Below are 25,649 nucleotides of genomic sequence, written 5' to 3'. Positions count from 1 at the left end.
AAAAGGGCAGCAAGCAAAAGCCAAAGGAGGCTTAGACTATGGCACAACCAACTGCGACAACCGTAGCAGTAGCTGTGCCGGAGAGGAAGGCCTTTAGCTTCGCTCCTGCATGGATGGCGATGGCCTCTCTGACCGTGTTCTACATTCTTGTGAACTGGTACGAGAGGACCTACGCCCTGCAGAAGGGGACTGACTACACCTCTCCGGTATATGTCAGCTACTGGCTTAACTGGCTGTACGCTGAGTGGGTGCTCGAAGCCACTACATTGGCGGGCGCATGGGGATGGCTGTGGGCCACCCGCGATCGTCACATGGAGCGGCTTGCACCCGACCTGGAGCTCAAGCGGTACTTTAACCTCTACCTGTGGGCTCTGGTGTACGCGTTTGGAATCTACTGGGGTGCCAGCTACTTCACCGAGCAGGATGGAGACTGGCACATGACCATCATCCGGGACACGGACTTTACGCCAAGCCACATTATTGAGTTTTATCTCACCTACCCGGTGTATATCATCTTCGGCGTGACGTGGTTCGTGTACGGGCGTACACGGCTCCCGCAGTTCGTGAACCGCTTCTGTGTTCCGTGGCTGATCGTTGTGGCTGGACCGCTCATGATTCTCCCCAATGTGGGTCTGAACGAGTTCGGTCACACAGCCTGGATCATGGAAGAGCTCTTCGTGGCTCCGCTACACTGGGGGTTCGTCTTCTTCGGATGGGCCGCCATCGCGTTCCTTGGCTGGGTCACTGCCTCGTACCCGAGGGTTGCTGAACTCCTCGGCCACATCTACTTCGGCAAGCCCTGCAAGCCCGCGGCGGCTTTGATGGAAGACCCCTACGCGGACACGAAGGCGGCTGCGGTGCTCAGCTAATCCAGGAGCCTGTCACCGCTTGAGTTTGCGAGAGGGGAGCTTCCAAGCTCCCCTCTCCCGTGTAAGCGGCAGAAACAACTAGGAGGAAGTAACTATGGCAACGGTAGCAACTGAGGCGGAAGCCCGTGCGATTAGCAGAAAGTTCGACTGGATCGTCGTTTCGGCCGCCTTCTTCGTCTTAGCCGGCGGGTTCCACGTCCATCACATGCTGGTGGCTGGGGACTGGTCCTTCTGGGTAGACTGGAAGGACCGGCGCTGGTGGCCGATCGTTAACACCACCATGACGATCACCTTCTGTGCGGCGGTCCAGGCGTGTCTCTGGCCGAATTATCGACTGCCGATCGGGGCCACCCTTTCCGTCGTCGCTCTCCACTTCGGCCAGTGGATGGATCGATTCTGGAACCACTATGACTGGACTTGGTATCCATTGAGTCTGGTATTTCCGGAAACGTCCATCCCGAGCGCTATTGTGCTCGACTGCATCCTTTTACTCACCAATAGCTGGGTGATCACAGCCTTGGCCGGAGGGGAATCCTTCTCCTATCTGTTCGTTCCCTCGAACTGGTTCATGGTAGGTCCCTACCATGTTCCCATCGAGTTGCACGGACAGATGCTCTCCGTGGCGGATTTGATCGGCTTTGAGTATATCCGAACCTCTATGCCGGAGTACATCCGCCTGGTGGAACGGGGTACGCTGCGGGCCTTCGCGGGTGGTACCTTGTTTGTGTCCATCTTCTTTGCGGGGTTCGTTTGCGTCCTTATGTACTTCATCTGGTGGCTCTTCGGCTACTGGTTGACTCGCCCGATCTTTACGCGATCGATGTAGGCGCTAAGGCTCTGCAGGAGCTTTTAGTAGCAGCCAGAGGAAAGCCAAATCGAGTATCAACCAGGAAAGGAAAAGCCAGCGATGAAACAGTCGAATCGAGCCAGAGCCTTTGCGTTGTGGGGAGTTCTGGCGTTGGGGCTAGGCCTTGGCGCCAGCTCCCCCCGTGCTTGGGCTCACGGGGAACGCTCCCAGGAAGCGTTTCTCCGAATGAGAACGATGGTCTTCTACGACACCAAGTTCTGGTCGGATCGGTGGGCAAAGGAAGGAACGGGGGCCCCACTGAAGATTGGTGATGAGCTTGTCATTACGGGCAAGCTTCAGATCCTGCCGATCTGGCCCCGGGAGATCACCTTCGGGGGAATTGCCAATCTCAATGTCGCTGCCCCAGGTCCTACCTTTATCCGAACCGGGACTTGGGTTAACGGTGAGAGCGTGTTTAACGCTTTCGTGTGCGAGATTGGCGCGCTCTACGAGTATAAACAGGTCTTGCGAGCTCGGCGTGGAGCAGACTGGGCTTACCATATCCACCCGATGTTCAACATTGAAGTCGCAGGTCCCACGGTGGGACCTGGGTGCTTCGTCAAGGTGGATGGTCCAGGGGGACGACCCTATGAAGCTCCTCCCAACCTCGTTAAGACGCTTACGGGGGAAACGATTGACCTGGAGACCTACGGCGTGGCCCGGATGCTCGGCTGGACGACCCTCATGTTTCTTATCGGGATTGTCTGGCTAGCCATCTGGTGCTCCCGGCCGATCATGCCTCGTCAAGCGCTTATTGCGGAAGGACGTGCGGAAGAGCTTATCACCCCGGGGGACCGGCAACTCGCTGGGGCGTTTATCATTGGGCTTGCGGTTCTTTGTTTTGGAGCAGCGGCCCTGACTAACCAGCAGTACCCGATCCGGATCCCACTGCAATCGGGGCGGTTCAAGATCCCGTCGCTCCCTCTACCTCCGCCAGAGGTGGACGTTAAGATCACCAAGGCCACGTACGAGGTGCCCAGGAGGAAGCTCACGATGGATATGGATGTCACCAATAAGGGGAATAGTCCTGCGGTTTTGCGGGAGTTTACCACAGCCAACGTGCGTTTCCTCAATCCCGCCTTCGAGAAAAAGCCTGCCAACGACAATTCACCGGAGTTTCCGGGGGTCTATGGGGGAGATCTCGTAGTGGAGCCAAACGACCCAATCAAGCCGGGTGAAACCAAGACCTTGCACGTGGTGATGGAAAGCCCGGTGTGGGAAACGGAGCGGTTGACTATGTACACCGAGACCACCAACCGCCTGGGAGGGCTCCTTTTCTTTACCAATGAAGAGGGCACCCGGACGATCATTGCGGTGGCCGATCAGATGCTCCTCCCCATCTGGCAGTAACGGAAAACGGGCGTGGAGTTGATCACAACCGAAAAGTTGGGTTGGCAAAACTAGGAAAAAACCTAAAAAGGTGGGAGGAAGTTCCAAGCTTCCTCCCACTTTTGGAGCAAAGTCAAAGAGGGGGCAGCTATGAAGACAGTGGCCACGCTGCCCGCGAGAGATAAGCGGAGCGAGAGTAATTTCTCTGGGAACAAGCGCCGGGGAGTCCCCCTTTTCGGGTTTTTCCTTTCTGTGTCCTTTCTCGCGGTCCTTCTTTCCGGATCGCTTTCTGCCTGGGCCCACGGGAGCTCCGAAAAGAAATCGGATTGTCGCATCCAGGAAAAAGGGCCTTTCGCCGTTCACTTTGACGTTTATCCCGCAGGGGGTCTTTCCTCCCTTTCTCAATTTGGTGCTTATTGCCGGGAGATCCCTTACACCGGCCGGTTCACCCTTGTGGTCGATTTTTTGAGCGTGGGGGATATCCTGCGCAAGACCCCGGTTGGGGTAAAGATGGTTCATACGGGAACACAGAAGCCCGTGCTGGATGTGCCCTCGACCGTGTATCCCAAAGGAATTGCGAATTTCCCGGTAACTCTCACCCGGGGAGATTACACCCTCATCGTGACCATTCCCCGGGAAGTTGCACTCAAAGCCCAGCAGCAGATGTTAAGTGCACCGTTTGAAATAGGGCCTGGGGACTTAACTTTTACCTTCCCTCTCTCTGTGGGTATCAGCCGGTCCTCCATGGCGTGGGTTCTTGCCGGGGCTCTCATCCTGCTTGTCTCCCTAGGTCTTGGCTTTTTGGTACAGCGTCTCTTACGCTACCTTAACCCTGCCAGAACTTACTAGTTGCCCTTTCCCGGAGGGTCACCCTCCCCCCCTGGCGGGACAAAGCGTCGTATCCTGCCACCAGGGAGGGTGACTTTTTTGTGACCGACTTCTAGGCCAACTCCAAGATTCTCCGCTTCATTTCCCAAGCCGCTTCCTGGTACACCTCTTTGCGCTTTCTTGAACGAGGTTCTTCCTCGACCTGGGGAATGTGAAACGGTGAGCCAATCACCACGCGGATCGGAAAAAACCTCGGCCATTTGCGGTGCCGAGGGAGAACTTCATACGTCCCAAAAATCCGCACCGGGAGAATCGGGACCCCCGCGTGGCACGCCACAAACCCCGCCCCCATCCGGGCTTCCCCCATACGTCCGTCCGGTGTACGAGTTCCTTCCGGGAAAAGAAGGACGGCCCTGCCTTTTCGTAAGGCTCGCAGAACCGCCCGCAAACCTACCGGATCGGGTCGTTCCAATTCCACGGGAATCGCATGGTAGGCTCGAATCAAGCGCGCAAAAAGGGGATGGCGAAAGAGTGTGCGCCGCGCCAGATAGTAGAGCTCACGTGGGAGGGCCGCTCCTACGATCGGGGGATCCAGATAACTTGCGTGATTGGCCACAACAAGGAGCCCCCCTTCCAGGGGCACTTTTTCCATCCCAGGGGAAGAGAAATCAAAAAAGACCTCCAAAATCCGGCGAGTCACGATCCAGGTAAGGGCATAGAAGGGACGCATCTTCCCAGACAGAACCTCTCCTCGCGGCAAAATCGCACACGGGATGGAAACGTTCCTTTCTCCGGTAGGCGGCACAACTTCCACGATTCTCTCTATCCTCTCCACCTTGCCCTTGGGTTTACCGGCAAAAACGTCTTGGCTCTTTCTTTCTCTCTGAGCAATGGGCAAACCGGTGGGGCAAGATTTTTGGGGTAGAAATGGAAAGCGAAAGGTCTTTTTTTTTACCTTTAAAGCTTTTGTCCTGCCCTTCGAAGGGCGCAAACGGAAGCGTGTCCAAATGGCAGACGCCCTATCAGCAGCCCCCCAGAACTTTGGGATTCACCCTTGCTCAACAACCGTTTTTTTGTGCCTCTCATTGCTTCACTCCTTCCTTTGAGATTAAGATCTATCCATTAGGCAAAGGAGGATCACCCAGTGCCAGACACCTCTTCCCGTTCTCTCCGCATTTTTCCTAGCCGGCGAATCCGCGGCACGGTCACCGTCCCAGGAGACAAAAGTATCACCCACCGGGCTCTTCTTCTGGCGACTCTCGCAGAAGGGGAAAGCCGCCTCTCCGGAGTTTTAACTGGGGAAGATTGCCTGGCAACCATCCGCGCCTGTCAGGCACTGGGTGCTGAAATCGAGTTTCTTAATGCAACGACCGTCCGGGTCAAAGGTCGAGATCGCAAACTCCTGGCTCCTGCCGAGCCCATCGATTGTGGAAATTCCGGAACGCTCATGCGGCTGATAGCCGGAATCCTTGCAGGCCAGCCTTTTTCTTCCTGTCTTATCGGAGACGCCTCCCTGTCCCGGCGACCCATGGCGCGAATTTTGGTCCCGCTGCGCCAGATGGGGGCTCGGATCGACGCCAAAGGACCGGGAGAACTTCCTCCGCTTGAGATTCACGGATCTCAGCTTCATGGAATTGATTACCGGTTACCCCTGCCAAGCGCTCAGGTCAAATCGTGCCTTCTCCTGGCAGGGCTTTTTGCTTCCGGAGTCACCCGGCTCCAGGAGCCCATTCCCACGCGAGACCACACCGAGCGGTTGCTTCGTCATTTCGGCCTGTGGCCCATTTTCGACAATGGTCAGCTTGTAGTTCACGGAGGCGTACGCTTGCATGGCCACGACCTTTTTATCCCGGGGGATTTTTCCTCTGCCGCCTTCTGGATTGTGGCGGCCGCAGCTTTCCCGGGAAGCGAGCTTTTTGTGCAAGGGGTGGGACTGAATCCTTCTCGCACGGGTCTCCTGAAAATCCTTTTACGCATGGGAGCCACCGTCAAAGAGACGATTGAAAGCTGTGAGACCGAGCCCTACGGTACCCTTGAAATCCGAGGAGAACGTCTCCGGGGAACGCGGATCCGAGGCGAAGAGATTGCTCAGGTGATCGATGAACTGCCGATTCTAGCGGTAGCCGGTGCGCTGGCTCAAGGGGAAACCATTATTCGCGACGCTTCGGAGCTTCGCGTCAAGGAGTCCGACCGTTTGGCTGCCCTCGCCTATAACCTGCGCGCCTTTGGGGTGCCTGTGGAGGAGCTCCCTGACGGGCTTATTATCGAAGGAGGTCATCCGTTACGCGCTGCCTCGGTTCAGAGCTTCGGGGACCATCGAATCGCAATGGCTTTTGCTATTTTGGCACTGGCTGCCGATGGGGTCAGTGTGATCGAGGATACCGCCTGCATCGCTACTTCCTATCCCGGCTTTGAGAAAGACTTCGAGAGCTTGACCCAATCGGAGATCCCTGGATGGGGAGAACGAGCCTTTCGGCAAATCGGTCACCGGTGGGCACGATGGGCCAAAGAATCGCTAGAAGACCCGGCTGAGGCGCGTTTTCCCGTAGTGGCGATTGACGGCACAGCAGCATCGGGAAAAACGACAGTCGCCCAAGAGCTAGCACGGAGACTTGATTTCGCCTACTGCAGTACGGGGGTTCTCTACCGAGCCATGACATGGAAACTGCTCCAAATGGGTGTGGATATAAGCAATCGTTTTCGTGTGGCGCGAGCCGTTGGAAAAATCCCCATGGATTGCTGGATTGAAAATCACCAGCTTAAGATTCGCGTAGGAGACGAAGACCCTTCGCCCTACCTGCGCGATCCTGAAGTCAATGCCAACGTATCTTTGGTAGCCAGCATCCCCGCCGTTCGACGGTACCTTTTGCCTCTCCAGCGAAAACTTGCGCGCCAGGCCCCCTTGGTCATGGAAGGGCGAGACATTGGAACGGTGGTTTTTCCGAAAACGCCCTACAAATTCTTCCTCGACGCAGATCCTTTGGTTCGTCAAGAACGACGCCGACAACAGGGTGAAACGGATCTGCTTTTAGAACGTGACCAGAAGGACCGGGAGCGCAAACTTGCACCGCTGAAACCTGCTCACGATGCCGTTATCCTAGATACGACCCGGACCACAGTAAACGAGCTCGTCGAAACTATCTTGCGTCACCTCAAGCGCAAAGGGATGAACCTTCAGTAATCCTCGAATCTTGCCTAGCGAAGCGTGCGAGTTACACGAAAGAAGGCCCTCTCCCATGCTCTTTTTCATCCTCCTTTCCCGACAAAATACCAAAGCTCTCAATGATCGGCCCATAGCAACTCATTCTCACACGCCTTGGTTTTTGCAGGACCGATCCGGGTTTTTTGCCAACGATTGGCCGTAACGTCACTCAACTAGCGGCCGGATGGGCTGGTCGTCCTAAGAGCCACCCGAGCCGAAGGCCCCCTCGGCAGGTGACGGCTGTGCAGAAGGGCTCTGCGGCACAAAGGCGCAAGGCGTGCGGTACACAGCCTGCCCGAGAAGCAGGAACCCAGCCGGCAACCCCCCACCAAATGAGGTGAAATCGATAACGGTCCCGCTCCGGAACGGTGTGAGATCAATATAAGCCAGCCCAAGGCTGGCAGAGCTATGGAATCGGAGTGGGGAGCGAAGGAAGCGCAAGACCATATTCCACACCGACCCAGCCAAGGATACCGGCAAACATTACGCAGACTCTCCCTTGGAAAGCACCTGATGGCAGCAAAGGGATCGGAAGGGCACGGCGGTATATCCACGCACCACAAGCCGGGAATATACTTATGGGCTACTGACCCAGGCGAAGTCTCACGGACGCTTGGCACTGTTTAGCAGGGCTGAGTTCCATCCTCCTACGAATCGATTCCCGTGCACGGCTCTGGCCACGCTTCACCAGCCGGAAAAGGGCAATAGGCATGAGGGAGGCCTCACGGAACTTGCCCTTTTCCTTCCAGCCGCCTCCCCGCGTAGGTGACGGCAAGCTGAACTTACCCCGCCAGTGGCGCCCCCCCTATGCAGCTAGCGAGCTCTACCCCGCCGAGCCGGCTCGTGGCTGGGGCGCTCCAGCAATTCTACCTAGACTTGAGGAATCCTCTGGTGCGATCGAGGAAATGCATATTGGGGCTACCCCCTTTCGGTGTGGCAGTGCCTCTCCTACCCTCACTCTCGACCGTTTGCGGGCCCGCTCCATGCACCGGAACGCGTGGATTTCCCGCATTCGGGCCTTCGGACCCTTTTCTCGCTGGATTACCGTCCGGAAACTCAGTCGTTCCTTGCCCTTGGACTTTCTGGCTTGAGGCCCGAGCCACTAGCGGAGCCGGTACCCGACGTGACGATCCACTGCCCGGTAGGCTTGCGCTCAAACCATCCAAGACAGAAGGAGTTTGCCTATCCCCGCAAAGCCCCCGGAGCCATTGGCTCACACTCTGCAATAGCCGCTTGACCCGTTGCTTTGAGGGTTTTCTTCCCGGCTAGCTTTGACCCGTAGTGGGCTTGTAACAAAGACCCAAGGCGTAACCGACAAACTCAAAAGCTTTCCTCTGGTACTCGGGCGCCTACCCGGGTCGTTTCCTCCCTTTAGAGTAAGCCCGATTCGCTCCATGATGGTCTTTATTTTGGTTGGCGGCTTCCTCGGCATGAAGCCCCGGCAAAGGCTCACATCGTCGAGGGCCTACGGTACAACGTGGGCGGCCCACTTGGCCATCCACCCTTCTCTTTGCCACGCCAGAATAAACCGCTTAGATAGAGAGGTTGGCCAAAAGAGCAAGAGACGGGAGCTCCTTGCGGTGTCCCATGCCTCCGGTCGTCCTTGGCCTGAATCGCCCGCCGCTTCCTTCCCTGCCGGTCCTCTACCGCGACGGACATTTCCAGCCAGGCTTTTCAAAAGCGCAAGCCTGGCTCCACAGGTATCTGGCGAAGCTAGGCTCTTCATCCAAGGCGCATAGGGAATGCACCTCAAAGATCGGGCGAAGGTACCAGAACCGTCGCCATCTGGACCATCCCATCTCGTAGGGTGCGTCTCCCTTGCCGCCTCCGGTTCCCGCCAGGTTTTGGGGATGCACACCCGCCATATCGCCCCGGCCCATAGGTGAAATTTGCCTTCCTTTTCGCCTGCAACGCGATGGGGAACTTCCGAACACTGTTGGGAGATTCTCGTGGAGCCATTCGTCCCATCTCGGTCGCCTCGATTCTTCCGACGTTTCCCTCTGGAAGTCTCCTGCTCCTGCCCCTTCCCATCCCTAGGGCCTTTCTCCGAGTCCCACAGTACCGTGGACCCATCCGACTCCGATCTGGTCCCACTTTCTTTTCTCACGGGGCAGTGGCTAGCCCGTTCGGCATTCTCTCGAACGATTGGCCGGATGGGCCCCCGTTTTTTCCTCGTGCACCCTCCTTGGCACGCATGCTCTTGCCTAGTTCTCGGTATTTGCTCGTCCTTCCCAGAGAGACTTCGGCTTTCGCTTTTTGTGCGAGAAGGCCCCAGCGCCGTTATCCCGCGGTTTCCAAGGTTTGGTTAGAGCGTCCCCCTTGCGGTAGGGCCTGCTTGCCGATTCGCCCGCTTTCCAGGCCTTTTCGAGAGAGCCCTTCGAGCTCCCGTGTTACCTCGGATAGCTCCTCCAGGTGTTTCCGCCTGGACCAATCGTTGCCGGGTGGAAATACCTTCCTCCCCACGGGACGATTCACCCTTTTCGCGGCCCACACTAACCGCTGGGCGAGTCCCATCAGGACGCTGGAACCGCCGTTATGGCAAAAGAAGTAGCGCTTCGGCCAGGATTTTTTCCCCGAGGTGGATGCCTGCTCATTCACTCACTATTCTTTTCCCGCGTGAGCCGGTCAGTTCCCAACGATCCAAGACTAGGCTGGAACATGTGCGACCGAAGTGCAACCAAGGCTTGCCTCGCGCATAGTTTGAGACTCATCGCTCCGATCCAGCCGATCTCGCTCGAGCATCGGCCGAAGGGCGAGAACGCCGTGGACGAACTCTCTATCAGGGCTGCGGTTTTCGTGACCGAGGAGAGGAGAAGCAGGGACAAGCGATTCGTGCAGAAAGAAGCTCTTTCAGGACGCCGGGCGGATTCGGAAAACGGCACAGGATCTACGGAAGAGCGTTACCTTGAGCGAGCTAGGACTACGCTTTTTCGATGGCCAAGCAGGCAATGTTTTTTTCCAGCCAGGTAATGAGACCGGCCTGCTGGAGATCACAAGGGAATAGACCGAGATCCTGGCGGAACGCGCCCACCCAAGTGCCCAGCTCCAATCTGCCCCGAACGGTCCCGCTTTGGGACACTGCGGCTGGGAAGTTCATCCACAATTTCCGGCTACATCGACAATGACACAACGTTGGCCGGCTTCTTTCTCCCTCAATTGAGCGCGCATCGGCTTTGCGTCTTCCCGTAACACCGTAGACCGAAACCTTCTTGCCACTGTCAGCCTCGCAGGAGTCTGCGAAGGGTCTTCCCGATTTTCGAGGGATCTTCGATTACCCACGCGCCGGCAGCCTCGAGCCGTTCCATTTTGGTCCGGGCCCGCTCGGATTCGCCAAAAACAATGGCTCCAGCATGTCCCATCCGGCGGCCGCTGGGAGCCGCACTCCCTGCGATAAAAGCTGCCACAGGTTTGGTTATTCTCCCTTCAGAGAGAAGCTTAGCCACCTCTTCCTCTTGCCCTCCTCCAATTTCCCCTAAAAGAAGAATGGCCTCCGTTTGAGGGTCTTCCATAAATTTGAACAAAGCTTCTCCCAAACTCATTCCATGGATCGGGTCCCCACCCACACCCAAGCACGTAGACTGCCCCAGTCCTTCCAGCGTTGCCTGCCACACCGCCTCATAGGTAAGGGTGCCGCTTCGAGAGACTACTCCCACCGGCCCGGGCCGGTGGATATAGCCCGGCATAATCCCGATTTTGCATTGCCCAGGCGAAATAATCCCCGGGGTATTGGGACCTAAGAGAAGCGTGTGGCTTTGCTGCAACTGCCACCTCACCCGCATCATGTCATGCACGCGAATTCCTTCTGTAATACAAACCACCAGATCCAAACCAGCTGCTCCCGCTTCCAAAATGGCATCAGGAGCCGCTTGAGCAGGGACAAAGATGAGACTTGCATTGCATCCGGTACTTTCCTTTGCTTCCTCCACCGTATCGAAAATAGGGATCTTCCCATCAAACCTCCTGCCTCCTTTCCCCGGAGTTACGCCAGCCACGATCTTGGTCCCATATTCCAAGCATGCGCGCGTATGGAACGACCCTGCTCGGCCCGTAATCCCCTGGACCACAACCCTTGTTTCTGCATTTACTAAGATCGCCATTGCCGAGAAAGCCCCCTCCCCAGGCTTCTCCCGCCCTCTCCTAGCGCCTTGCCCGCGTCACGGCCTTTCGCACGGCTTGCTCGAAATCCCCCGCTACTTCAAAAAGCTCGGAAAACTTTTGAAGAACCTCCCAAGCTTCTCTTGCCCGGGTCCCCTCCAAACGGACGATCACGGGAACAGTTAGGGGAGATTCCTCGACGACTTCCACCAGGGCTTGTGCGAGAAGATCACAATGAAGAATACCCCCAAAGATATTGACTAAAATGACCGAAACCTCAGGTTGTCGAGAGAGAAGCCGCAGGCCCGTTTTGACGCGTTCCAAATCAGCTCCTCCGCCGACATCACAAAAATTGGCCGGTTTCCCTCCCCATCGCTGGATTAAATCGATGGTTGCCATCGCCAAACCTGCGCCGTTGACAAGACAACCGATGTTCCCGCCCAACCGCACGTAGCTTAGACCTAGCTCCAAGCATTTCCACGGGCCCAGGACCTCCTCTTCCTCCTGTGCCAATCTTCGCAACTCGGGATGGTCCTCCCACGCATTATCATCAATGAAAAGCCGGCAGTCGACGATGACCGGCTCCCCCTTCCCTGCGTTGGCCCCGAGGGGATTCATTTCCAAAAGAAGGCAGTCATACCTACAAAACGTCTCGTAGAGGCGTAGCAGAAACTCGGTAGCAACCGGGAGATTCTCCCCGTCCCACCCCAAATACTTGGCAACCCTGCGAGCGGAAAAGGCTTTCCACCCTCGCTCCGGATGCACCCACTCGATCCAACGCTTTTGCTTTTGCTCCTCCACATAGCTTCCTCCCTGAGGACTCGCCACAATAAGGGGCGCCCCTTTTCGGCCGTCTACAAGCACGGCAAAATACACCTCTCGTTGCAGATCGAGCTTCTCCACAAGGAGGACTTGCCGTACTAGTTCCCCCTCAGGGGGTGTTTGGGGAGTGGCAAGCCTCCGACCCAGCATTTTTTCGGCCACGCTTCGGACCTCTCTCGGGTTGTGAGCAAAGGCAATTCCTCCTCTTTCCTCCTCTTGCCCTATCCATCTTCCAACTCCTCTTCCTCCAGCTCGAATGACAGGCTTGATCACCAGCCGGTCAATTCCTAACCGGAGAGCGATTTCTTCGGCTTCCTCGGCAGAAGTCGCGATCGCTGCCCTCGGAAGAGAAATCCCTGCCGCCTCGAGTAATCTTCTTCCTTCCCACTCGTTAAGAAGCACCGTGACTAACCCCTCCTCAATCACCGATAACCGAAAGAGGGTCGCCCATGAATCCCCTTTTTTCAAGAGGGCTCGGACAGGAGACCCGCCGAAGCCTCTTTTTTTTCCCTTTACCATCCATCCTCTTGGGCTACCAAGCGCTTGATGGCCTAAGCTCTCCATTCACGAGAGGATTTGGGAGAGCTTAGGATCGTTTTTTGGAGCGCAATCGCTTTGGCAAATCCCAGCGCCGGAAGAAAAAACCCTCTGGCATCCTGCAAAGAAGCCGGGCCGCATCGCCGGAAGGCTCGAGGGAACAAAAAGAACCTTTTAGGGAGATTTTATGGCTGCGTCCTTTTTTCGTGGACCTGCTTCTCGCCCGGAGTTTTACATTCCCTCGGTCCCTCCCCAAAACGCCAGCTTATTCCCGTCTTGCGACAAGTTCTACGGGTTACTCCCTTGTCACGAAAAGAGTTATGCCTGTTTTGCCGGGACCAAAAGCGCGTCTCGCATCCCGTGGAGGAGCTTTTTATCCAGCGGGCAGACAGTTACAAGGACCCCCGCCAATCGCACCTCTTCCCCGATAATAAAATAAAAGGGACTGACCCGGGCTCGTCCCTCCATCGGAAGGACCACTCCATCCTCTCGAATCCAGTAGTGGCGAACCACCCGACCCTTGACAAACCGCTGCAGGATAAAGGGATGCGTGGCAAAGCTCTGGATGGCCTCCTCGACTTTCTTTGCCCACTCGATCTGGGGAAGATCAGACCCGACAAAAACGCCCCGCGCACCCCAAGCTAGTGGGGAAAAGCCGGAAATCTTGAGCACAACTTCGCGTTCCTTCTGGCTGAACCTCCCCAGTTCCCTCCAGTCCTGAATGCCTAGCTCGGGGATCACCGCGTGAGGAGGGAGCGGGGTGGGATCCACTACCCAGGAGTAAGGAATCACCGATTGAAGGAACCGAAACCCTTTTTCACTAAGCTCTCGAAGCCAAAAGGAACGCAGGGGTCGCATCCAGAAAAGCGCAAGCCACATCTTTTCCTCTAAATACGCCTTCAACGGGGGAGTCATCCAGGGGGATCCAGGACGGTAGGTTTGGCGAAGGGAAGAAAGATTCATCCAGTCGAAACACTCGAAGAACCGGTAGATGGGATCGTTTCCACACCGATAGCCCTCGGCGGGAACAACCCGGCTAGCTCCCACCAAATACTCAAACTCTGGCCAATAGCCCCGGGCCTCCTCTGCGATCACCACCTCGCCAGTAGGAAAAATCGCATCAAATGCTTCCCGAATCCCTTTGGCTCCCCCAATGGGTTGCTCTCCCAACCCCGCATACACTTCCTGAAGCCACGCAGTCAGTCCAATCCCGCCTGGGACGCTATCCAGTTCGCAAAGCGCAAATCCATCGGGGGTCAACACAAGATCCGGCCGGATGACCAAGGGAAGCTCACCTCGCAGTCGGGGATCCCGGCCAAGCTCGATGAGCTCCGGAGGTTTACCGCGATCCAATAGCTCGCTAACCCATGCCGGAGCTTTCCCGCGAAGGCTCCAGTGGTACAGCAGATCGCAGGCACGGGTGAAGCGGTAGAGATATCGGCCAAGTTTTTCCAAAAACCGGACTTCTTCCAAAGATAACGGGAAGAGAGAAGGACTTGCCCTCCAGTCTCGTTGAAAGAAGGAACGAGCCTTGTGCAATTGCCGAAGGACAAAAACCCCTGCTTCGGCTAAGCGCTCCCGGGAATCGATATCGCTCAAGGGGTTAGTTTCCATTCCGAAAAGGCGAACGGTCAAAAACAATCACGGTCAGGGTTGAGTCTACCTCAGGAAACAAGCCCTCTGGAAGTTTTTTGAGATGAACCTTTCCCTTGTCGATCCTCGTGTCGAGGCCAAGGGCTTCCTCTTGCCTTTCCTCGCTGCCATCCGGTTCCTCTTTTTCCGGAAGCAAACCCCAAAACAAACGTTTTTCTATACCCCACCGGGGAATGTTCCCCTTGTCCAAGCCCCAAGCCGTACGGAACGCTCCAACACAAGGCTTTTTGCGCTCTCACCCGAGGGGGCGGGCTTTGTTCCTCTTGCTTCTCTCTCAATCCCTGCGCTAAAGAAAGACAATCGATTTTTTATGGAAAATGTCATCATTATCGGGTCCGGATGCGCTGGGTGGACAGCGGCCATCTACTGCGCACGTGCCAATCTCGCACCTCTGGTGGTCACCGGGATCCAACCGGGTGGCTTACTGGCGACCACTACGCTTGTGGAAAATTTTCCGGGTTTTCCAGAGGGCATTCTGGGTCCTGACCTCATGCTGGCCATGCAGAAACAGGCCGAACGCTTTGGCGCCAAGATCCAGTATTTATCAGAGGTTACGGAAGTCCATCTGGACCCACCACCCTTTTCGGTTAGGGTAAACGGTCAGATTTGGCACACTCGGGCTCTTATCATTGCCGTGGGAGCCCAGCCTCGCCGGTTGGGAGTCCCCGGGGAAAAAGAGTGGGAAGGAAAAGGGGTTACGTATTGCGCCACCTGCGATGGAGCACTCCCAATGTTCCGTAACCAGCCTCTTGTCGTAGTGGGTGGAGGTGACTCAGCATGCGAGGAGGCTCTCTACCTCACACGCTTTGCTAGCCAAGTCTACCTCATCCATCGGCGGGACCGGCTCCGAGCCTCCAAGATCATGGCGGATCGCGCGCTGGGTCATCCCAAGATCCAGCCAATCTGGAATACGGTCGTGGAAGCGGTGCTGGGAGAGAAAAACCAGGTGTGCGCAGTGGAACTGAAGAACACGCAAACAGGACAAACCTCAAAACTGGACTGCGCCGGAGTCTTTGTGGCTATTGGACACGTCCCCAATACGCGGCTTTTCGAGGGAAAGCTTGAGCTAGATCCGGACGGATACATCCGGGTTTTCCAGGGGACCCGCACCAGTGTTCCGGGAGTTTTTGCTGCCGGGGATTGTGTCGATCGGATTTACCGGCAAGCCATTACAGCGGCGGGGATGGGATGCATGGCAGCCATGGACGCAGAGCGCTACCTTTCCGGTTCGGGAAGCTGACCCGAATTTCTCGTGGAAAGTCAGTGGAACGTTTGCCTGCTGCCGGCAAAGAAAGATATTGTGTAGGAAAGAGCTTCGAACACGGAACTGCCCCTAAAGGCAGCACAATGCACCATGCAGGGACTGACCGTTGCCATTGAAGAGGTCTCCAGTTGCCGGAAAAGACTTCGAATTGAGATCCCGCCGGATCAAGTTCAGAAGGAATGGAAAAGAATAGCCAAGGAGTTTGCCACCACCGTTCGCCTGCCAGGCTTTCGCCAGGGGAAAGCTCCTCAAGAAATTGTGGAAAAACGCTTCGGCAAGGAGATCACCCAGGAATTGCAAAACCGGTTGATTCCCAAGGCCTACCAAGAGGTAATTCAAAGCCGCCGCATCCCGGTGGTGCGGGCCGTCCAGGCGGAGGAGATTGAGTTTTCCCCGGGTGGGAGCTTAAGTTTTTCCGCGATTGTGGATTGTGTTCCCCAGTTTCCGCTTCCCGCTTGGAAGGGTCTTTCCATGCCTTATGTGTCCGTGGAGGTAAAGGAAGAAGAGGTGGACAAGGCCTTGGAAAAGCTACTCCAAAAAAAAGCCACCCTAATTGAGGTTTCGGATCGGCCCGCACGTCGAGGAGACTTTGCGCTGGTTTCCCTTGAGGGACGAATCGGAGGGGTTCCGGTGGGCCAGGTGCTTACTCTTCCGCGCGATTATACGGTTGGGCGACTGTGGATTTGGCTCCAGCCCGATGTTTTCGCACCTGGTTTTCCGGAAGGAATCGAGGGAATGAAAATCGGCGAGAAACGCGTGATTCCGGTTCGATTTCCGGAGGATTGGCGGGTTGTGGCCTTGCGGGGCAAAGAGGTGGAATATTCGGTTGAGCTTTTAGCGCTTAAAGAGCCAATGCTCCCTGCCTGGACTGAAGAGCTGGCACAGGAACTGGCGGGGGTAAGTCTTTCGGAGTTGCGGGATCATATTCGCGGGAAACTTCAGAAGGAAAAGGAGGCGCAAGCCGAAGCACTACAAAAACGTTATCTCCTTTCCCACCTGCTCCAGATGGTGGAATGTGAGCTTCCCGAATCTCTCGTAGAAGCCCGGACGCGAGAAAGAATCTCAGAAATTCTTTTGGAAAACCAAGAAAGAGGTGTGCCGATCGAGGTTCTTGAAGAAAAGAAGCGGGAAATCTTTTCCCATGCGCTGCGGAATGCTCGGGATACGGTAAAGATGGAGTTTCTTTTTCAGCGGATCGCCGAAGCGGAAGGGATCGAGGTGGAGCCCGCTGAGCTCGATGAGGAAATCCGACGACTAGCCCAAGCCTACGGAGTGGAAGCAAGGGAACTGGCCAAAAAAATCCTCAATACCGGGGCGGCAGAAGAGCTTCGAAAGCGTTTGCTTTTCCACAAAGTCCTCGATAGGGTTTGGATGGAGGCAAGAATCGAAAACTCATGAAAGGTCCCCTTGGGATGGTTATCCCCATGGTTGTGGAGCAGACGGGAAGGGGGGAACGCGGTTACGACATCTTTTCCCGGCTGCTCAAAGACCGGATCGTCTTTATCGGAACGCCGATTGATGAGGCTGTGGGTAATATCGTGATTGCCTCGCTTCTTTTTCTTCAGATGGAGGATCCTAAAAAGGATATTAGCGTTTATATCCACTCTCCCGGAGGGCTGGTTACGGCTGGAATGGCGATCTACGATACGATGCAATTTTTGACCTGCGACGTGGCTACCTACTGTATTGGCCAAGCTGCCAGCATGGCGGCCGTTCTTTTGGCAGCGGGAACCAAAGGGAAGCGATATGCACTGCCGAATGCGCGAATCATGATCCATCAACCTTTGGGGGGTGTCCAAGGCCAAGCTTCCGACATCAGTATTCAGGCCCAGGAAATCCTGCGAACGAAAAGGCGGCTCAATGAGATTCTTGCGTATCATACCGGCCAGCCGATCGAGCGAATCGAGAAGGATACGGACCGGGATTTCTTTATGTCGGCGCAGGAGGCCAAAAACTACGGGCTCATTGACGAGGTTGTTCGTACCAAGGTGGACTTGGAGCCTTCCTGGAAAGAGCCGGTTCTTGTGGAAACCAACAGCCGGAGCTCCTAACCCGCAGATCCTTCTTTGCCTCCATGGCGCGTCCTTCTCAGATTACGATGTGTTCCTTTTGCGGGCGTAGCTACGCCGAGGTGCGAAAGCTCATTTCGGGTCCGGGGGTGTACATCTGCGACAGCTGTGTTCAGGTCTGCAAGAAGATTTTGGAAAAGGAACTCCAGGAAGAAGAAGGTCAACGCCTGGCCTTGGAGTTAAAACCACCCAAGCCAGCCGAGATTCACAAGGTGCTAGACGAATATGTCGTCGGCCAGAATTACGCAAAAAAGGTTCTTTCCGTCGCCGTGCACAATCACTACAAGAGGGTGCTGGCCGATTCGCGCCGAGTCAGCGCCAGCGAGGGAAAGAAAGGCTCCGGGGATCCTGTAGAGCTGGAAAAAAGCAATATCCTTCTGGTGGGCCCCACCGGGTCGGGGAAAACCTTATTGGCTAAGACACTGGCCCGGGTTCTCAACGTTCCCTTTTGCATCGCTGATGCTACTTCTCTGACCGAGGCAGGCTATGTGGGTGAGGACGTCGAAAACATTCTTTTGCGGCTTTTGCAGGTGGCCAATTTCAACGTGGCCAAGGCTGAGATCGGGATTGTTTACATTGATGAAATCGACAAGATTGCGCGAAAGGGAGACAATCCCTCCATTACGCGGGATGTTTCCGGGGAAGGGGTCCAGCAGGCGCTGTTAAAAATGCTAGAAGGAAGTGTCTGTAACGTGCCGCCCCAGGGGGGACGGAAACACCCTCAGCAGGAGTACATTCAGGTCAACACCCAAAAAATCCTTTTTATTTGCGGGGGGGCTTTTGTAGGGCTTGAGCGGATTGTCGAACGAAGACGGGGTAAAAGAGTGTTAGGTTTTGGTCCCCACCGGGAAGACGAGTGCACAGCGCTGCGAGGGGAGGTGGAACCGGAAGATCTCGTGGCCTATGGAATGATCCCAGAGTTTGTGGGGAGACTTCCGGTGGTGGCTACCCTGGAGCCTCTCACGGAGGAGGATCTGGTGCGCGTGTTAACGGAACCCAAAAATGCCCTCCTTAAGCAGTACGTGGAACTTTTTGCCATGGAAAATGTCACGCTTACCTTCACGAAGGATGCAGTTCGAGCTCTGGCACAAGAGGCGTACCGGAGAGGGACGGGAGCACGGGCGCTTCGCTCTCTCACGGAACGCTTCATGTTAGACCTGATGTACGAGCTACCGTCACGAAACGATATTGAAGAGGTGACCATTACTCGAGCGGTCGTTGAGGGGAAGCGAGCCCCGACACTGAAACGACGGGAATCGCAACGCAACGTCGCGTAAGCGAGCGAGGGATCATCCTCGTTGAAAGAAACAAAAAGGGCGCCGCAGGAAGGTTCACAGGCGGGGACTTTTTGAATGGAGTGGCGCTTTTCCTCAGGCTCGTGGAGCGATCCGGTGCATCTTGCGCAGCACCCCAGAGGGGGCAAGTGTTTCTCTTTCCGGACCGACCCACCTAGCTTTTCCATGGAAACGGGATAATCTTGGATCGGATGACTGTTCTCACTCCCGGCCTTAGATCCCGACGTGTCGTCGTTGGAATGAGTGGAGGGGTCGACTCGAGCGTGGCGGCCTACCTCCTCCAACAAGAGGGGTGGGAAGTCATCGGGGTCACGCTGAAAGTATGGACTGACTCTTGCCTCGCCCGCGCCTCGGATAAATGCTGCGGTCCCGGTGCCATTGCCGACGCACGGCAAGTTGCTGCAGCCCTGGGAATCCCCCACTACGTGCTCGATGAGTCGGAGGTTTTTGAAAGAGTCGTAGTCAACCGTTTCATCTCCGCGTATCAGGAGGGCAAGACCCCCAATCCATGCACCGTTTGCAATCAATCCATCAAGTTTGGCCGGCTCTTAGGAAAAGCCCGCCTTCTGGGAGCCTCTTATGTGGCGACAGGTCACTACGCTCGAATCCAGAAGTCGGAAAAAGGAAGCCTTTTGCTCCGAGCGGTCGATCGCGAGAAAGATCAGTCCTACTTTCTTTTCCGGCTTAACCAGCATCAATTATCCTCTATCCTTTTCCCACTGGGGGAGCTGACCAAATGCCAGGTTCGTCATCTTGCACGAGAAGCCGGACTCAAAGTTCACGACAAGGAGGAAAGCCAGGAAATCTGTTTTGTGCCAGGGAAAGATTACAAGCGGTTCCTCCTTCAGCGACTGGGTCGTCCTGGCTTTAGGAAAGGACCCATCTTTTCCAAAGAAGGGCGCTGGTTAGGCTGGCACGAGGGGATCGAATGTTACACTGTCGGGCAGCGCAAAGGACTTCCCGGAGGCCAGGGACGGCCCCTGTATGTACTGGAAATTGTACCTGAGACCCACGCACTAGTCGTTGGCTACTGGGAAGACCTTTTCCAAGAAAACTTCTGGGTGGAGGATGTCGTGTGGATCACCCAAGAACCAGCTCCGGGAACCGAGGTCGAGATTAAAATCCGCCACAATGTACCCCCCACGTTGGGTTGGATTTTCCCAGAACGCGGAAAGAATCGAGTCAAGGTGAAGTTTGAAACTCCGCAACCTGCGGTCTCCCCAGGCCAGGCGGCTGTGTTCTACCAGGGCGACATCGTCCTCGGAGGTGGCTGGATTGAGCGACCTTTGTCCCAGCGGACATGGCAGGATGAAACCCCTATTGGTTTCCGTAACGACTGAAAACGTCGAGCAAGCGCGCAGGATCGCTCAAGTCTTGGTGGAGGAACGCCTGGCAGCTTGTGTGCAGGTTGTGCCCCAAATCCATTCCGTCTATCGATGGAAGGGAAAGGCAGAAGAAGCTGGGGAAAGTCTCCTCCTGATCAAAAGTTCTCAGGAACTCTGGGAATCGCTCCAAAAGCGAATCCGGGAACTCCACAGTTATGAATGCCCGGAAGTGGTGGCTCTCCCGGTGTACGCGGCTGAGGCTAGTTACCTCAACTGGTGGAGCCATTGTCTTGAAAGCTCCCAGGGCTAAAAAGAAGTTTCCGGTTGACGGAGGTCGAGGAAAGATTGGATGAACCCGCATTTACGGAAGGCAACAATCCAGCATCCATCTCCGGTACCAGGCTCTCGATCGGTTGCGCCAAAGACCTTGGTCCCAGGAAAATGGACCGGATGACGAGCCTAGGGTCCTGGTTCTCCCAACGCAAACAAAAGAAGAAAAAAGCCAATCGCGAGTCTCTTTTTCTTTGCTCAGGGAATCGAAAAAAAGATTTTTTCCGGGACTACTTGCCGCTTCGAAGAGAAACGCAGGAGCATCCTGTCCCCTGCCATCTTCTTGACAGGCCCAAAAAACGTAGCTCTCTTGGAAAGCTCCGAGTTATCCCGAACCAGCTTACGAAAAAAAACGCACAACGACTCGGACCGGCTCAAGACCCACGGGATCTTTGGGCTCGTCTTGCGGATAGGCGAAGTTCTTTTTTCCAGGCCAACCGGGACTCAAGGAAAAGGACTCGACACAAAAAGAAACCTCCTTGGAAGGGATTGCCAAAAGCTCCATATTGAGTCATGCCAGCCGGTTGGGAAGGGCCACTAGGTCATCGTCCTTCCTTCGTACTGGATACGAGTCTCTTTACCAATCCGGAAGTAGCCTCACAGTTTGGAGATGATACCGACGAGGCGGTCACCAATTTCCTTGCTCTTGCCAAACAAACATCAGCGGCCTTCTACATGCCAACTTCGGTCTATGAGGAACTGCGTTTGATCAAGGGACTGGAGGCGTTGGCGCCGGAATTTGAGTCGGTGGTCCAGATTCGTTCCCCCAGGAAGTACACCCTTCAGGTCCCTGGGGCTCTCTTGTATGAACTCATGGAGGAGTTACGACACCGGATCGATCACGGTCTCCGGGTCGCCGAGGAGCACACGAAGCTTGCAGGGCAAACCGGTAGCTCCGACACCTCGATCGGATTGGATCAATTAATCAGTCGTTTACGGGAACGGTATCGAGAAACCTTAAGAAGAGGGATCCTGGACAGCAAGGAAGACGTCGACGTCCTTCTTTTAGCTCTTGAGCTCGATGCGTTCCTGGTGTCAGCCGACAAAGGAATGTGCCGATGGGCCGATAAAATCGGGATCAAGCTTTTCAATGCCAAACATTTCCGTTACCTTCTCCGCAGCTTAATCAAAACGCAAGAGCCCTTCCCACAAGTTGCGCAGTAAGTCAGTAGTTGCAGAATACACCTTATAGAATCGCAATACCCAGAAATCCCCCTCTTGTTTCAGCTCCCGGACTAGCGTTCGTGACTTTTCCCCCTCCACCTTGTGCAGATGCTGGATCAGTCGCTCGGCGTTTTCCGGGTTCCGGAATCGGCACCGAAACTCGTCCCCGCACTGGCCATGCTTGAGAAATTCTTTCACTGCCTTTCCGTATCCCCGAACAAGAGCGCGGCCTAATTCTGTTTCAAGCTCCAGGGGATTAGCTCCTCCAATTTCGGAAAGGAAAAGAACAAGCCGCAAGATTCTACTGGTAAAATAGCTAGGATGAACGTCATAAAAACGTTCTCCCATCGCCGCAATGTCGCTGAGATCGCTCGAGGCTGTCACATACTTGGCCCGCAGCGATCGACCCCCTGCTTCCTTAAAAATAACTCCCTCCCGAGCCTTCCGGTTAAGCTCCACAATGATTTCCCTAATCCTGGGTATGTCCTCGGTGGTCCATTGGCCGTAAAGAGGGACAAGATCGATGCCAAAACGCCGAGCGAGCTCTTGTTTTAGCTCGTGTGGAACAAATTCTTGGCTTCCCATCCTCATCACGTCAAAAAGGAAAAAGCGTGCGTCCCTTTCGACCAAAGGGCTCGTGCTGATAACATACGGATTATCAGGACCGACCACCTCCCCGCAAAGAACCACGTCGGGTATCTCCCGAAAGATCTCCCGATCGATCCAGTCCCCTGCCCGATCCGTCGTAAAAGGACAGACAAACCCCCCACGAGTAAGTGCTAGGAGCTCTCCCTCCCAACAAACTACGCGAACGTTGTATCCATCGACCTTTTCTTCCACCCAGAAAGGGTGGGTAAAATGAGTGCGGAGACCTTTTTCCAGGACCTCAATTCTCGGAATCTTCGGATACCCGTAAACGATACGGTCTGCTAACCCAACGGTGCCCTTGGGAAAAGAGCCGACGTCGGTCGCCAGCCTCACATAGGAAATGTCTTTCCAGTTTTCCCGGGTGGCCCTCCGCGTGAGAATCCATGGCTCCCACAAAGCTTCCGATTGACCCATTTTTTGTATTGAACGTAGAGAAGCCCGGCCTGCTCAAGTACTTTTCCCTAAGAGGAAAGGATACGGCTGCAGGAGGGAGAGCAGGAGAGTATTCGTCCCCCGTTGGCCGAAAGCCACATCCCCAACAGAAGCAAAAGTGGAACGCCGGTTATTCGGATCTCTCACAATGCGGCCGCAATCGCCCTCGCACACACCCTCAAAGGAGTCCTGCAAACGCAGGAGCAGTGGGAGGCGGAGATTTCCCGAGGAGGCGAGCACGCGTCGGCCGGGTGACCGACATTGCGCCTCAGACTTTACCCTGTCATTCTTTTTCGCTACGAGAAGCTCCCCCATGGGTTTTTCGCCACGGATCGCAATCCGCTTCTTTTGCGCCAAGAATAGCTTGCGCTCGTTCGACTTGAGCGTTGCAGCAAAAAGGATTGTGGCAGAATCTTGCCCAGCGGCGGGTTTCAGTCCCGCCACAGTTCCGAGCGCAAAAAAAGACCGCCGACCCAAAAATTGCGCGCTTGGGAAGCTTGGCCGGCTCGAGGCAGCAATCGATTCTTGGGAAAGCCTCAAAACCCCACCTGGTCTGCCAACCTTTTTTCTTGGGCTCTCCTCGAACCCACTGCACTATTTCCAGACGGTCGTGTTATTCTTACACCCGGCTTCCTAGGAGTTACCTCAAGATGGTACGGCGCCATTCTTCCGAACGTTTCCAGCTCTCGTGCGGGGGAGTCGTTTATCGCCTCGAGGGCTCCCAACCCGTTTACCTTCTCCTGCGAGCCTATAAGAACTGGGACTTTCCCAAGGGGCTCCTACAGCCGGGAGAAAAGCCAATAGAGACCGCCCTTCGAGAGATTTCCGAAGAGACCGGTCTTGGAACACTCCGCTTGCCCCTAGGGGAGCTTTACAAGGAAACCGAACCTTATGGAAAGCACAAGATTGCGCGCTTCTATCTGGTGAACGCCCCGGAAGGAGAGGTAACTCTACCCTCTAGCCCTCAGCTCGGCCGCCCGGAACACCACGAGTTCCGATGGCTTCATTACGAAGCAGCCCGAGAGCTTCTCCCACCTCGATTACAAACCATTCTCGACTGGGCACACAAAGAAATAAGAACCCATGTTCTTCATGGGCTACAATCTTAAGTTCCGATCGTGTGGGAATCCCTTGGTGAAAACATGCGACGGTGCGGTCCCGCGATCTCCTTCCTAGAATGAGTTGGTTAACCAGGTGAGAAGGAACTCAAACGTAGGCTGCTGCCGGCGCGAGTGTGACCGCGTCCTTAACCCCCATATCGTTTCGTTCTGCCCAGCCGCGGGGTGCGGTGGGGTCCTCCCAATCCTGGTGGACACTCGAACCTCGGGCAAGAAGCGGAGTAGGAAATGACACCGCCGCTTGGGCTTCCTGGAACGTCATCCAGCCCGGCAGGCAGCTGACTTCCAAGATCCCAACCAAAGCGTAGTGGGTTGTGGGCATTGCTCCCTATCGGCATACCACTGGCAACTCGCACATTTACTCCCGTTATGATGATGGCGACCGCTAGAAATGCTTGCCCCCTAGAGTAAGGTCTCCGGTAGCCGAAGAGCCTCTCAATCGGAATCAAACGGGAATCGAAACCAAGCCCGAAAGATCGCTCGAAAGAAGTTCGCTGGCGGTGCTCTCTGTCCCCTGGAGAGCTGCCATGAACTCCTCTCTTGCCCCGAGCTGCATAAAGCAAGCTCAGCGCAACAAGCCCCCTGCTTTCCCCATGGGGCAATGGACTTGGGGAAAGGTATTCAACCGCCCAAAAACAGGGGATCGTGGGATTGGCGGTTTAGGAGGCCGTAGCCGCGTAGTGCAAAAGCCCGCTCCTCTTGGTTCGTCCGATCCAGCTTCCTCTTGACAGCCAGCCGACACTGGAGCAAAGAGGGGGGGCTGGCAAGCCGATGACTCTCCCTCCACGATGGACAAAACGGGCGATGGGATCGGAGCTTGTTCCACGAAAAGCTATCCGTGGTTGCCCTTGTCAATCGATGCCATGGTGACTTACCCAAGCTTGAAGAATTTTTGGAAAAGAGTCAGGCCGGAACAATTGTTATTGCTTTCCTCCCCGAGTGGCTGACTTTCCTTGTCAAGCGTTCATGAAAGAACGAAAGGCTTCGGTCCAACGGAAAACCCGCGAGACTTCCATCCACGTCGAACTCAACCTGGATGGTCCAGGGAAGACCGAGATTACTACGGGCATACCCTTTTTCGATCATATGCTTGAGCTTTTGGGATATCACTGGGGTGTGGACCTTCAAATCCAAGCCCAAGGAGATCTTGGCGTCGACTTCCACCATACGGTGGAGGATACAGGTCTAACCCTGGGCCAAGCTTTCCACCAGGCGTTAGGGTTACGCGAAGGAATCAACCGGTATGGTTTTTGCCTTCTTCCCATGGATGAAACCCTCGTCCAGGTAGCACTGGACATTAGCGGCCGGCCTTTTCTGGTCTTTCGCAGCCCCCGGTGGTTCCCGCTGGCTCATGTTATGGTTGGGAATTTTCCTGCGCAGCTTGCCGAAGAATTTTTTCGGGCGTTTGTCCAGCAGGCTTCGATCACGCTTCACATGGAAATCCTTCGCACCCGAGACGTACATCATTGCCTAGAAGGCCTCTTTAAGGGTCTTGGACGTGCCTTGCGACAGGCCGTAGCGTTGGATCCGCGCGTGATAGGCCCTCCCAGCACCAAGGGAACTCTCTAGGGTCAAGGGTTATCAAGAGCTAGACCACACAGCGACAGCTAGGGCTCTCGGTCACAGGATATCCGGATGAGGGTAAGTGTGTGGGCGGCCGAGCGGGCGGGTGTTTGCTAACAACTCCAAGACGGCTGGGCGGATGGGGAAGGAGGGGCGTTTGGCTTTTCCCGCAGGGGAGTTGCCCAGCGGGACGGTGATCGTGGATGCCGAGGTGGCACCCACCGGATGGGGGTCCTCGGACGCACGGGTCTGCAAGCGG

Annotated in this window: 24 protein-coding genes; 15 read left to right on the top strand and 9 right to left on the bottom strand. The window is 55.6% G+C overall.

Features of this window, described 5'->3' with window-relative positions; all coding sequences use genetic code 11:
• Positions 1 to 38 precede the first annotated feature (38 nt).
• From KK925_RS09495 to KK925_RS09480, 4 genes are all read left to right on the top strand, one after another.
• Complete coding sequence (locus tag KK925_RS09495; protein WP_174582427.1) at positions 39 to 869, top strand: methane monooxygenase/ammonia monooxygenase subunit C; 831 nt, start codon at positions 39 to 41, stop codon at positions 867 to 869.
• Between the two features lie 94 nt (positions 870 to 963).
• Positions 964 to 1,695 (top strand): bacterial ammonia monooxygenase, subunit AmoA, encoded by a 732-nt coding sequence (gene amoA / locus KK925_RS09490; protein WP_174582426.1) that lies wholly within the window; start codon positions 964 to 966, stop codon positions 1,693 to 1,695.
• An 81-nt stretch (positions 1,696 to 1,776) separates the two neighbouring features.
• Positions 1,777 to 3,066 carry a bacterial ammonia monooxygenase, subunit AmoB gene (amoB, locus tag KK925_RS09485; protein WP_174582425.1) on the top strand — a complete coding sequence of 430 codons (1,290 nt, stop codon included), beginning with the start codon at positions 1,777 to 1,779 and terminating at the stop codon, positions 3,064 to 3,066.
• A gap of 129 nt (positions 3,067 to 3,195) precedes the next feature.
• Positions 3,196 to 3,894: a hypothetical protein gene (locus KK925_RS09480; RefSeq protein WP_174582424.1), complete on the top strand. Its 699-nt coding sequence runs from the start codon at positions 3,196 to 3,198 to the stop codon at positions 3,892 to 3,894.
• A 91-nt stretch (positions 3,895 to 3,985) separates the two neighbouring features.
• On the opposite strand, the gene KK925_RS09475 is transcribed toward KK925_RS09480, so the two are convergent.
• On the bottom strand, positions 3,986 to 4,708 hold the full coding sequence (locus tag KK925_RS09475; protein ID WP_214096467.1) for a lysophospholipid acyltransferase family protein: 723 nt from the start codon (positions 4,706 to 4,708) through the stop codon (positions 3,986 to 3,988).
• Between the two features lie 309 nt (positions 4,709 to 5,017).
• Here KK925_RS09475 and aroA point away from each other — a divergent pair, with 309 nt between their 5' ends.
• Together aroA and KK925_RS09465 are read left to right on the top strand one after the other, a co-directional pair.
• Positions 5,018 to 7,054 (top strand): 3-phosphoshikimate 1-carboxyvinyltransferase, encoded by a 2,037-nt coding sequence (gene aroA / locus KK925_RS09470; RefSeq protein WP_174582422.1) that lies wholly within the window; start codon positions 5,018 to 5,020, stop codon positions 7,052 to 7,054.
• 731 nt (positions 7,055 to 7,785) lie between these two features.
• The gene (locus KK925_RS09465; protein WP_174582421.1) at positions 7,786 to 8,166 is read left to right on the top strand and encodes a hypothetical protein; all 381 of its coding nucleotides are present in this window, start codon (positions 7,786 to 7,788) and stop codon (positions 8,164 to 8,166) included.
• A gap of 1,829 nt (positions 8,167 to 9,995) precedes the next feature.
• On the opposite strand, the gene KK925_RS09460 is transcribed toward KK925_RS09465, so the two are convergent.
• The 5 genes from KK925_RS09460 to KK925_RS09440 form a co-directional block, all read right to left on the bottom strand.
• Positions 9,996 to 10,172, bottom strand: a complete 177-nt coding sequence (locus tag KK925_RS09460; protein WP_174582420.1) for a hypothetical protein — start codon at positions 10,170 to 10,172, stop codon at positions 9,996 to 9,998.
• A gap of 121 nt (positions 10,173 to 10,293) precedes the next feature.
• The gene (gene sucD, locus KK925_RS09455; RefSeq protein WP_174582419.1) at positions 10,294 to 11,172 is read right to left on the bottom strand and encodes a succinate--CoA ligase subunit alpha; all 879 of its coding nucleotides are present in this window, start codon (positions 11,170 to 11,172) and stop codon (positions 10,294 to 10,296) included.
• A 40-nt stretch (positions 11,173 to 11,212) separates the two neighbouring features.
• Positions 11,213 to 12,511, bottom strand: coding sequence for a succinate--CoA ligase subunit beta (locus KK925_RS09450; RefSeq protein ID WP_174582418.1), 1,299 nt, complete (start codon positions 12,509 to 12,511; stop codon positions 11,213 to 11,215).
• 336 nt (positions 12,512 to 12,847) lie between these two features.
• Positions 12,848 to 14,143 carry a hypothetical protein gene (locus tag KK925_RS09445; protein ID WP_174582417.1) on the bottom strand — a complete coding sequence of 432 codons (1,296 nt, stop codon included), beginning with the start codon at positions 14,141 to 14,143 and terminating at the stop codon, positions 12,848 to 12,850.
• Positions 14,133 to 14,330 carry a hypothetical protein gene (locus KK925_RS09440; RefSeq protein ID WP_214096466.1) on the bottom strand — a complete coding sequence of 66 codons (198 nt, stop codon included), beginning with the start codon at positions 14,328 to 14,330 and terminating at the stop codon, positions 14,133 to 14,135. The genes KK925_RS09445 and KK925_RS09440 overlap by 11 nt, the downstream gene beginning before the upstream one ends.
• Positions 14,331 to 14,492: 162 nt before the next feature.
• On the opposite strand from KK925_RS09440, the gene trxB reads away from it, so the two are divergent.
• The 7 genes from trxB to KK925_RS09405 all read left to right on the top strand — a co-directional run bounded on the left by trxB (position 14,493) and on the right by KK925_RS09405 (position 21,629).
• Complete coding sequence (gene trxB, locus KK925_RS09435) at positions 14,493 to 15,422, top strand: thioredoxin-disulfide reductase (RefSeq protein ID WP_174582488.1); 930 nt, start codon at positions 14,493 to 14,495, stop codon at positions 15,420 to 15,422.
• Positions 15,423 to 15,536: 114 nt separating this feature from the next.
• Positions 15,537 to 16,844 (top strand): trigger factor, encoded by a 1,308-nt coding sequence (gene tig / locus KK925_RS09430; RefSeq protein WP_174582416.1) that lies wholly within the window; start codon positions 15,537 to 15,539, stop codon positions 16,842 to 16,844.
• Complete coding sequence (gene clpP, locus KK925_RS09425) at positions 16,841 to 17,497, top strand: ATP-dependent Clp endopeptidase proteolytic subunit ClpP (protein ID WP_174582415.1); 657 nt, start codon at positions 16,841 to 16,843, stop codon at positions 17,495 to 17,497. The genes tig and clpP overlap by 4 nt, the downstream gene beginning before the upstream one ends.
• A gap of 23 nt (positions 17,498 to 17,520) precedes the next feature.
• Positions 17,521 to 18,792: an ATP-dependent Clp protease ATP-binding subunit ClpX gene (clpX, locus tag KK925_RS09420; RefSeq protein WP_174582414.1), complete on the top strand. Its 1,272-nt coding sequence runs from the start codon at positions 17,521 to 17,523 to the stop codon at positions 18,790 to 18,792.
• 209 nt (positions 18,793 to 19,001) lie between these two features.
• Positions 19,002 to 20,150, top strand: coding sequence for a tRNA 2-thiouridine(34) synthase MnmA (gene mnmA / locus KK925_RS09415; protein ID WP_174582487.1), 1,149 nt, complete (start codon positions 19,002 to 19,004; stop codon positions 20,148 to 20,150).
• The gene (cutA, locus tag KK925_RS09410) at positions 20,119 to 20,445 is read left to right on the top strand and encodes a divalent-cation tolerance protein CutA (protein ID WP_174582413.1); all 327 of its coding nucleotides are present in this window, start codon (positions 20,119 to 20,121) and stop codon (positions 20,443 to 20,445) included. The genes mnmA and cutA overlap by 32 nt, the downstream gene beginning before the upstream one ends.
• Positions 20,446 to 20,978: 533 nt before the next feature.
• Positions 20,979 to 21,629: an RNA ligase partner protein gene (locus KK925_RS09405; RefSeq protein WP_174582412.1), complete on the top strand. Its 651-nt coding sequence runs from the start codon at positions 20,979 to 20,981 to the stop codon at positions 21,627 to 21,629.
• Here KK925_RS09405 and KK925_RS09400 read toward each other — a convergent pair.
• Together KK925_RS09400 and KK925_RS09395 are read right to left on the bottom strand one after the other, a co-directional pair.
• The gene (locus KK925_RS09400; RefSeq protein ID WP_174582411.1) at positions 21,588 to 22,691 is read right to left on the bottom strand and encodes an RNA ligase; all 1,104 of its coding nucleotides are present in this window, start codon (positions 22,689 to 22,691) and stop codon (positions 21,588 to 21,590) included. The genes KK925_RS09405 and KK925_RS09400 overlap by 42 nt on opposite strands.
• Positions 22,692 to 22,724: 33 nt before the next feature.
• Complete coding sequence (locus KK925_RS09395) at positions 22,725 to 23,249, bottom strand: hypothetical protein (protein WP_174582410.1); 525 nt, start codon at positions 23,247 to 23,249, stop codon at positions 22,725 to 22,727.
• Positions 23,250 to 23,359: 110 nt separating this feature from the next.
• Between KK925_RS09395 and KK925_RS09390 the strand changes: the two genes are divergently transcribed.
• Positions 23,360 to 23,818 carry a bis(5'-nucleosyl)-tetraphosphatase gene (locus KK925_RS09390; protein WP_174582409.1) on the top strand — a complete coding sequence of 153 codons (459 nt, stop codon included), beginning with the start codon at positions 23,360 to 23,362 and terminating at the stop codon, positions 23,816 to 23,818.
• A 97-nt stretch (positions 23,819 to 23,915) separates the two neighbouring features.
• On the opposite strand, the gene KK925_RS09385 is transcribed toward KK925_RS09390, so the two are convergent.
• Complete coding sequence (locus tag KK925_RS09385; RefSeq protein ID WP_174582408.1) at positions 23,916 to 24,149, bottom strand: hypothetical protein; 234 nt, start codon at positions 24,147 to 24,149, stop codon at positions 23,916 to 23,918.
• Between the two features lie 644 nt (positions 24,150 to 24,793).
• Here KK925_RS09385 and hisB point away from each other — a divergent pair.
• Entirely contained in the window at positions 24,794 to 25,396 is a 603-nt protein-coding gene (gene hisB, locus KK925_RS09380; protein WP_174582407.1) for an imidazoleglycerol-phosphate dehydratase HisB, read from the top strand.
• The last annotated feature ends 253 nt before the right edge of the window (positions 25,397 to 25,649 follow it).

It is taken from the genome of Candidatus Methylacidithermus pantelleriae (genome assembly GCF_905250085.1).
Classification (GTDB): Bacteria; Verrucomicrobiota; Verrucomicrobiia; order Methylacidiphilales; family Methylacidiphilaceae; genus Methylacidithermus; species Methylacidithermus pantelleriae.
Note: the sequence above shows the minus strand (reverse complement) of the source record. Positions and strands in the feature narration are given on the sequence as shown.

Excerpts from the sequence above, each read along its gene's own strand:
- hisB (WP_174582407.1), top strand. The coding sequence starts at position 24,794 with ATGAAAGAACGAAAGGCTTCGGTCCAACGGAAAACCCGCGAGACTTCC.
- sucD (WP_174582419.1), bottom strand. The coding sequence starts at position 11,172 with ATGGCGATCTTAGTAAATGCAGAAACAAGGGTTGTGGTCCAGGGGATT.
- tig (WP_174582416.1), top strand. The coding sequence starts at position 15,537 with ATGCAGGGACTGACCGTTGCCATTGAAGAGGTCTCCAGTTGCCGGAAA.
- trxB (WP_174582488.1), top strand. The coding sequence starts at position 14,493 with ATGGAAAATGTCATCATTATCGGGTCCGGATGCGCTGGGTGGACAGCG.
- KK925_RS09460 (WP_174582420.1), bottom strand. The coding sequence starts at position 10,172 with ATGAACTTCCCAGCCGCAGTGTCCCAAAGCGGGACCGTTCGGGGCAGA.
- KK925_RS09445 (WP_174582417.1), bottom strand. The coding sequence starts at position 14,143 with ATGGAAACTAACCCCTTGAGCGATATCGATTCCCGGGAGCGCTTAGCC.
- KK925_RS09405 (WP_174582412.1), top strand. The coding sequence starts at position 20,979 with ATGCCAGCCGGTTGGGAAGGGCCACTAGGTCATCGTCCTTCCTTCGTA.
- KK925_RS09480 (WP_174582424.1), top strand. The coding sequence starts at position 3,196 with ATGAAGACAGTGGCCACGCTGCCCGCGAGAGATAAGCGGAGCGAGAGT.
- KK925_RS09385 (WP_174582408.1), bottom strand. The coding sequence starts at position 24,149 with ATGCCCACAACCCACTACGCTTTGGTTGGGATCTTGGAAGTCAGCTGC.
- clpP (WP_174582415.1), top strand. The coding sequence starts at position 16,841 with ATGAAAGGTCCCCTTGGGATGGTTATCCCCATGGTTGTGGAGCAGACG.
- cutA (WP_174582413.1), top strand. The coding sequence starts at position 20,119 with ATGAAACCCCTATTGGTTTCCGTAACGACTGAAAACGTCGAGCAAGCG.
- KK925_RS09495 (WP_174582427.1), top strand. The coding sequence starts at position 39 with ATGGCACAACCAACTGCGACAACCGTAGCAGTAGCTGTGCCGGAGAGG.
- amoA (WP_174582426.1), top strand. The coding sequence starts at position 964 with ATGGCAACGGTAGCAACTGAGGCGGAAGCCCGTGCGATTAGCAGAAAG.
- mnmA (WP_174582487.1), top strand. The coding sequence starts at position 19,002 with ATGACTGTTCTCACTCCCGGCCTTAGATCCCGACGTGTCGTCGTTGGA.
- amoB (WP_174582425.1), top strand. The coding sequence starts at position 1,777 with ATGAAACAGTCGAATCGAGCCAGAGCCTTTGCGTTGTGGGGAGTTCTG.
- KK925_RS09400 (WP_174582411.1), bottom strand. The coding sequence starts at position 22,691 with ATGGGTCAATCGGAAGCTTTGTGGGAGCCATGGATTCTCACGCGGAGG.
- clpX (WP_174582414.1), top strand. The coding sequence starts at position 17,521 with ATGGCGCGTCCTTCTCAGATTACGATGTGTTCCTTTTGCGGGCGTAGC.
- KK925_RS09465 (WP_174582421.1), top strand. The coding sequence starts at position 7,786 with ATGAGGGAGGCCTCACGGAACTTGCCCTTTTCCTTCCAGCCGCCTCCC.
- KK925_RS09390 (WP_174582409.1), top strand. The coding sequence starts at position 23,360 with ATGGTACGGCGCCATTCTTCCGAACGTTTCCAGCTCTCGTGCGGGGGA.
- KK925_RS09450 (WP_174582418.1), bottom strand. The coding sequence starts at position 12,511 with ATGGTAAAGGGAAAAAAAAGAGGCTTCGGCGGGTCTCCTGTCCGAGCC.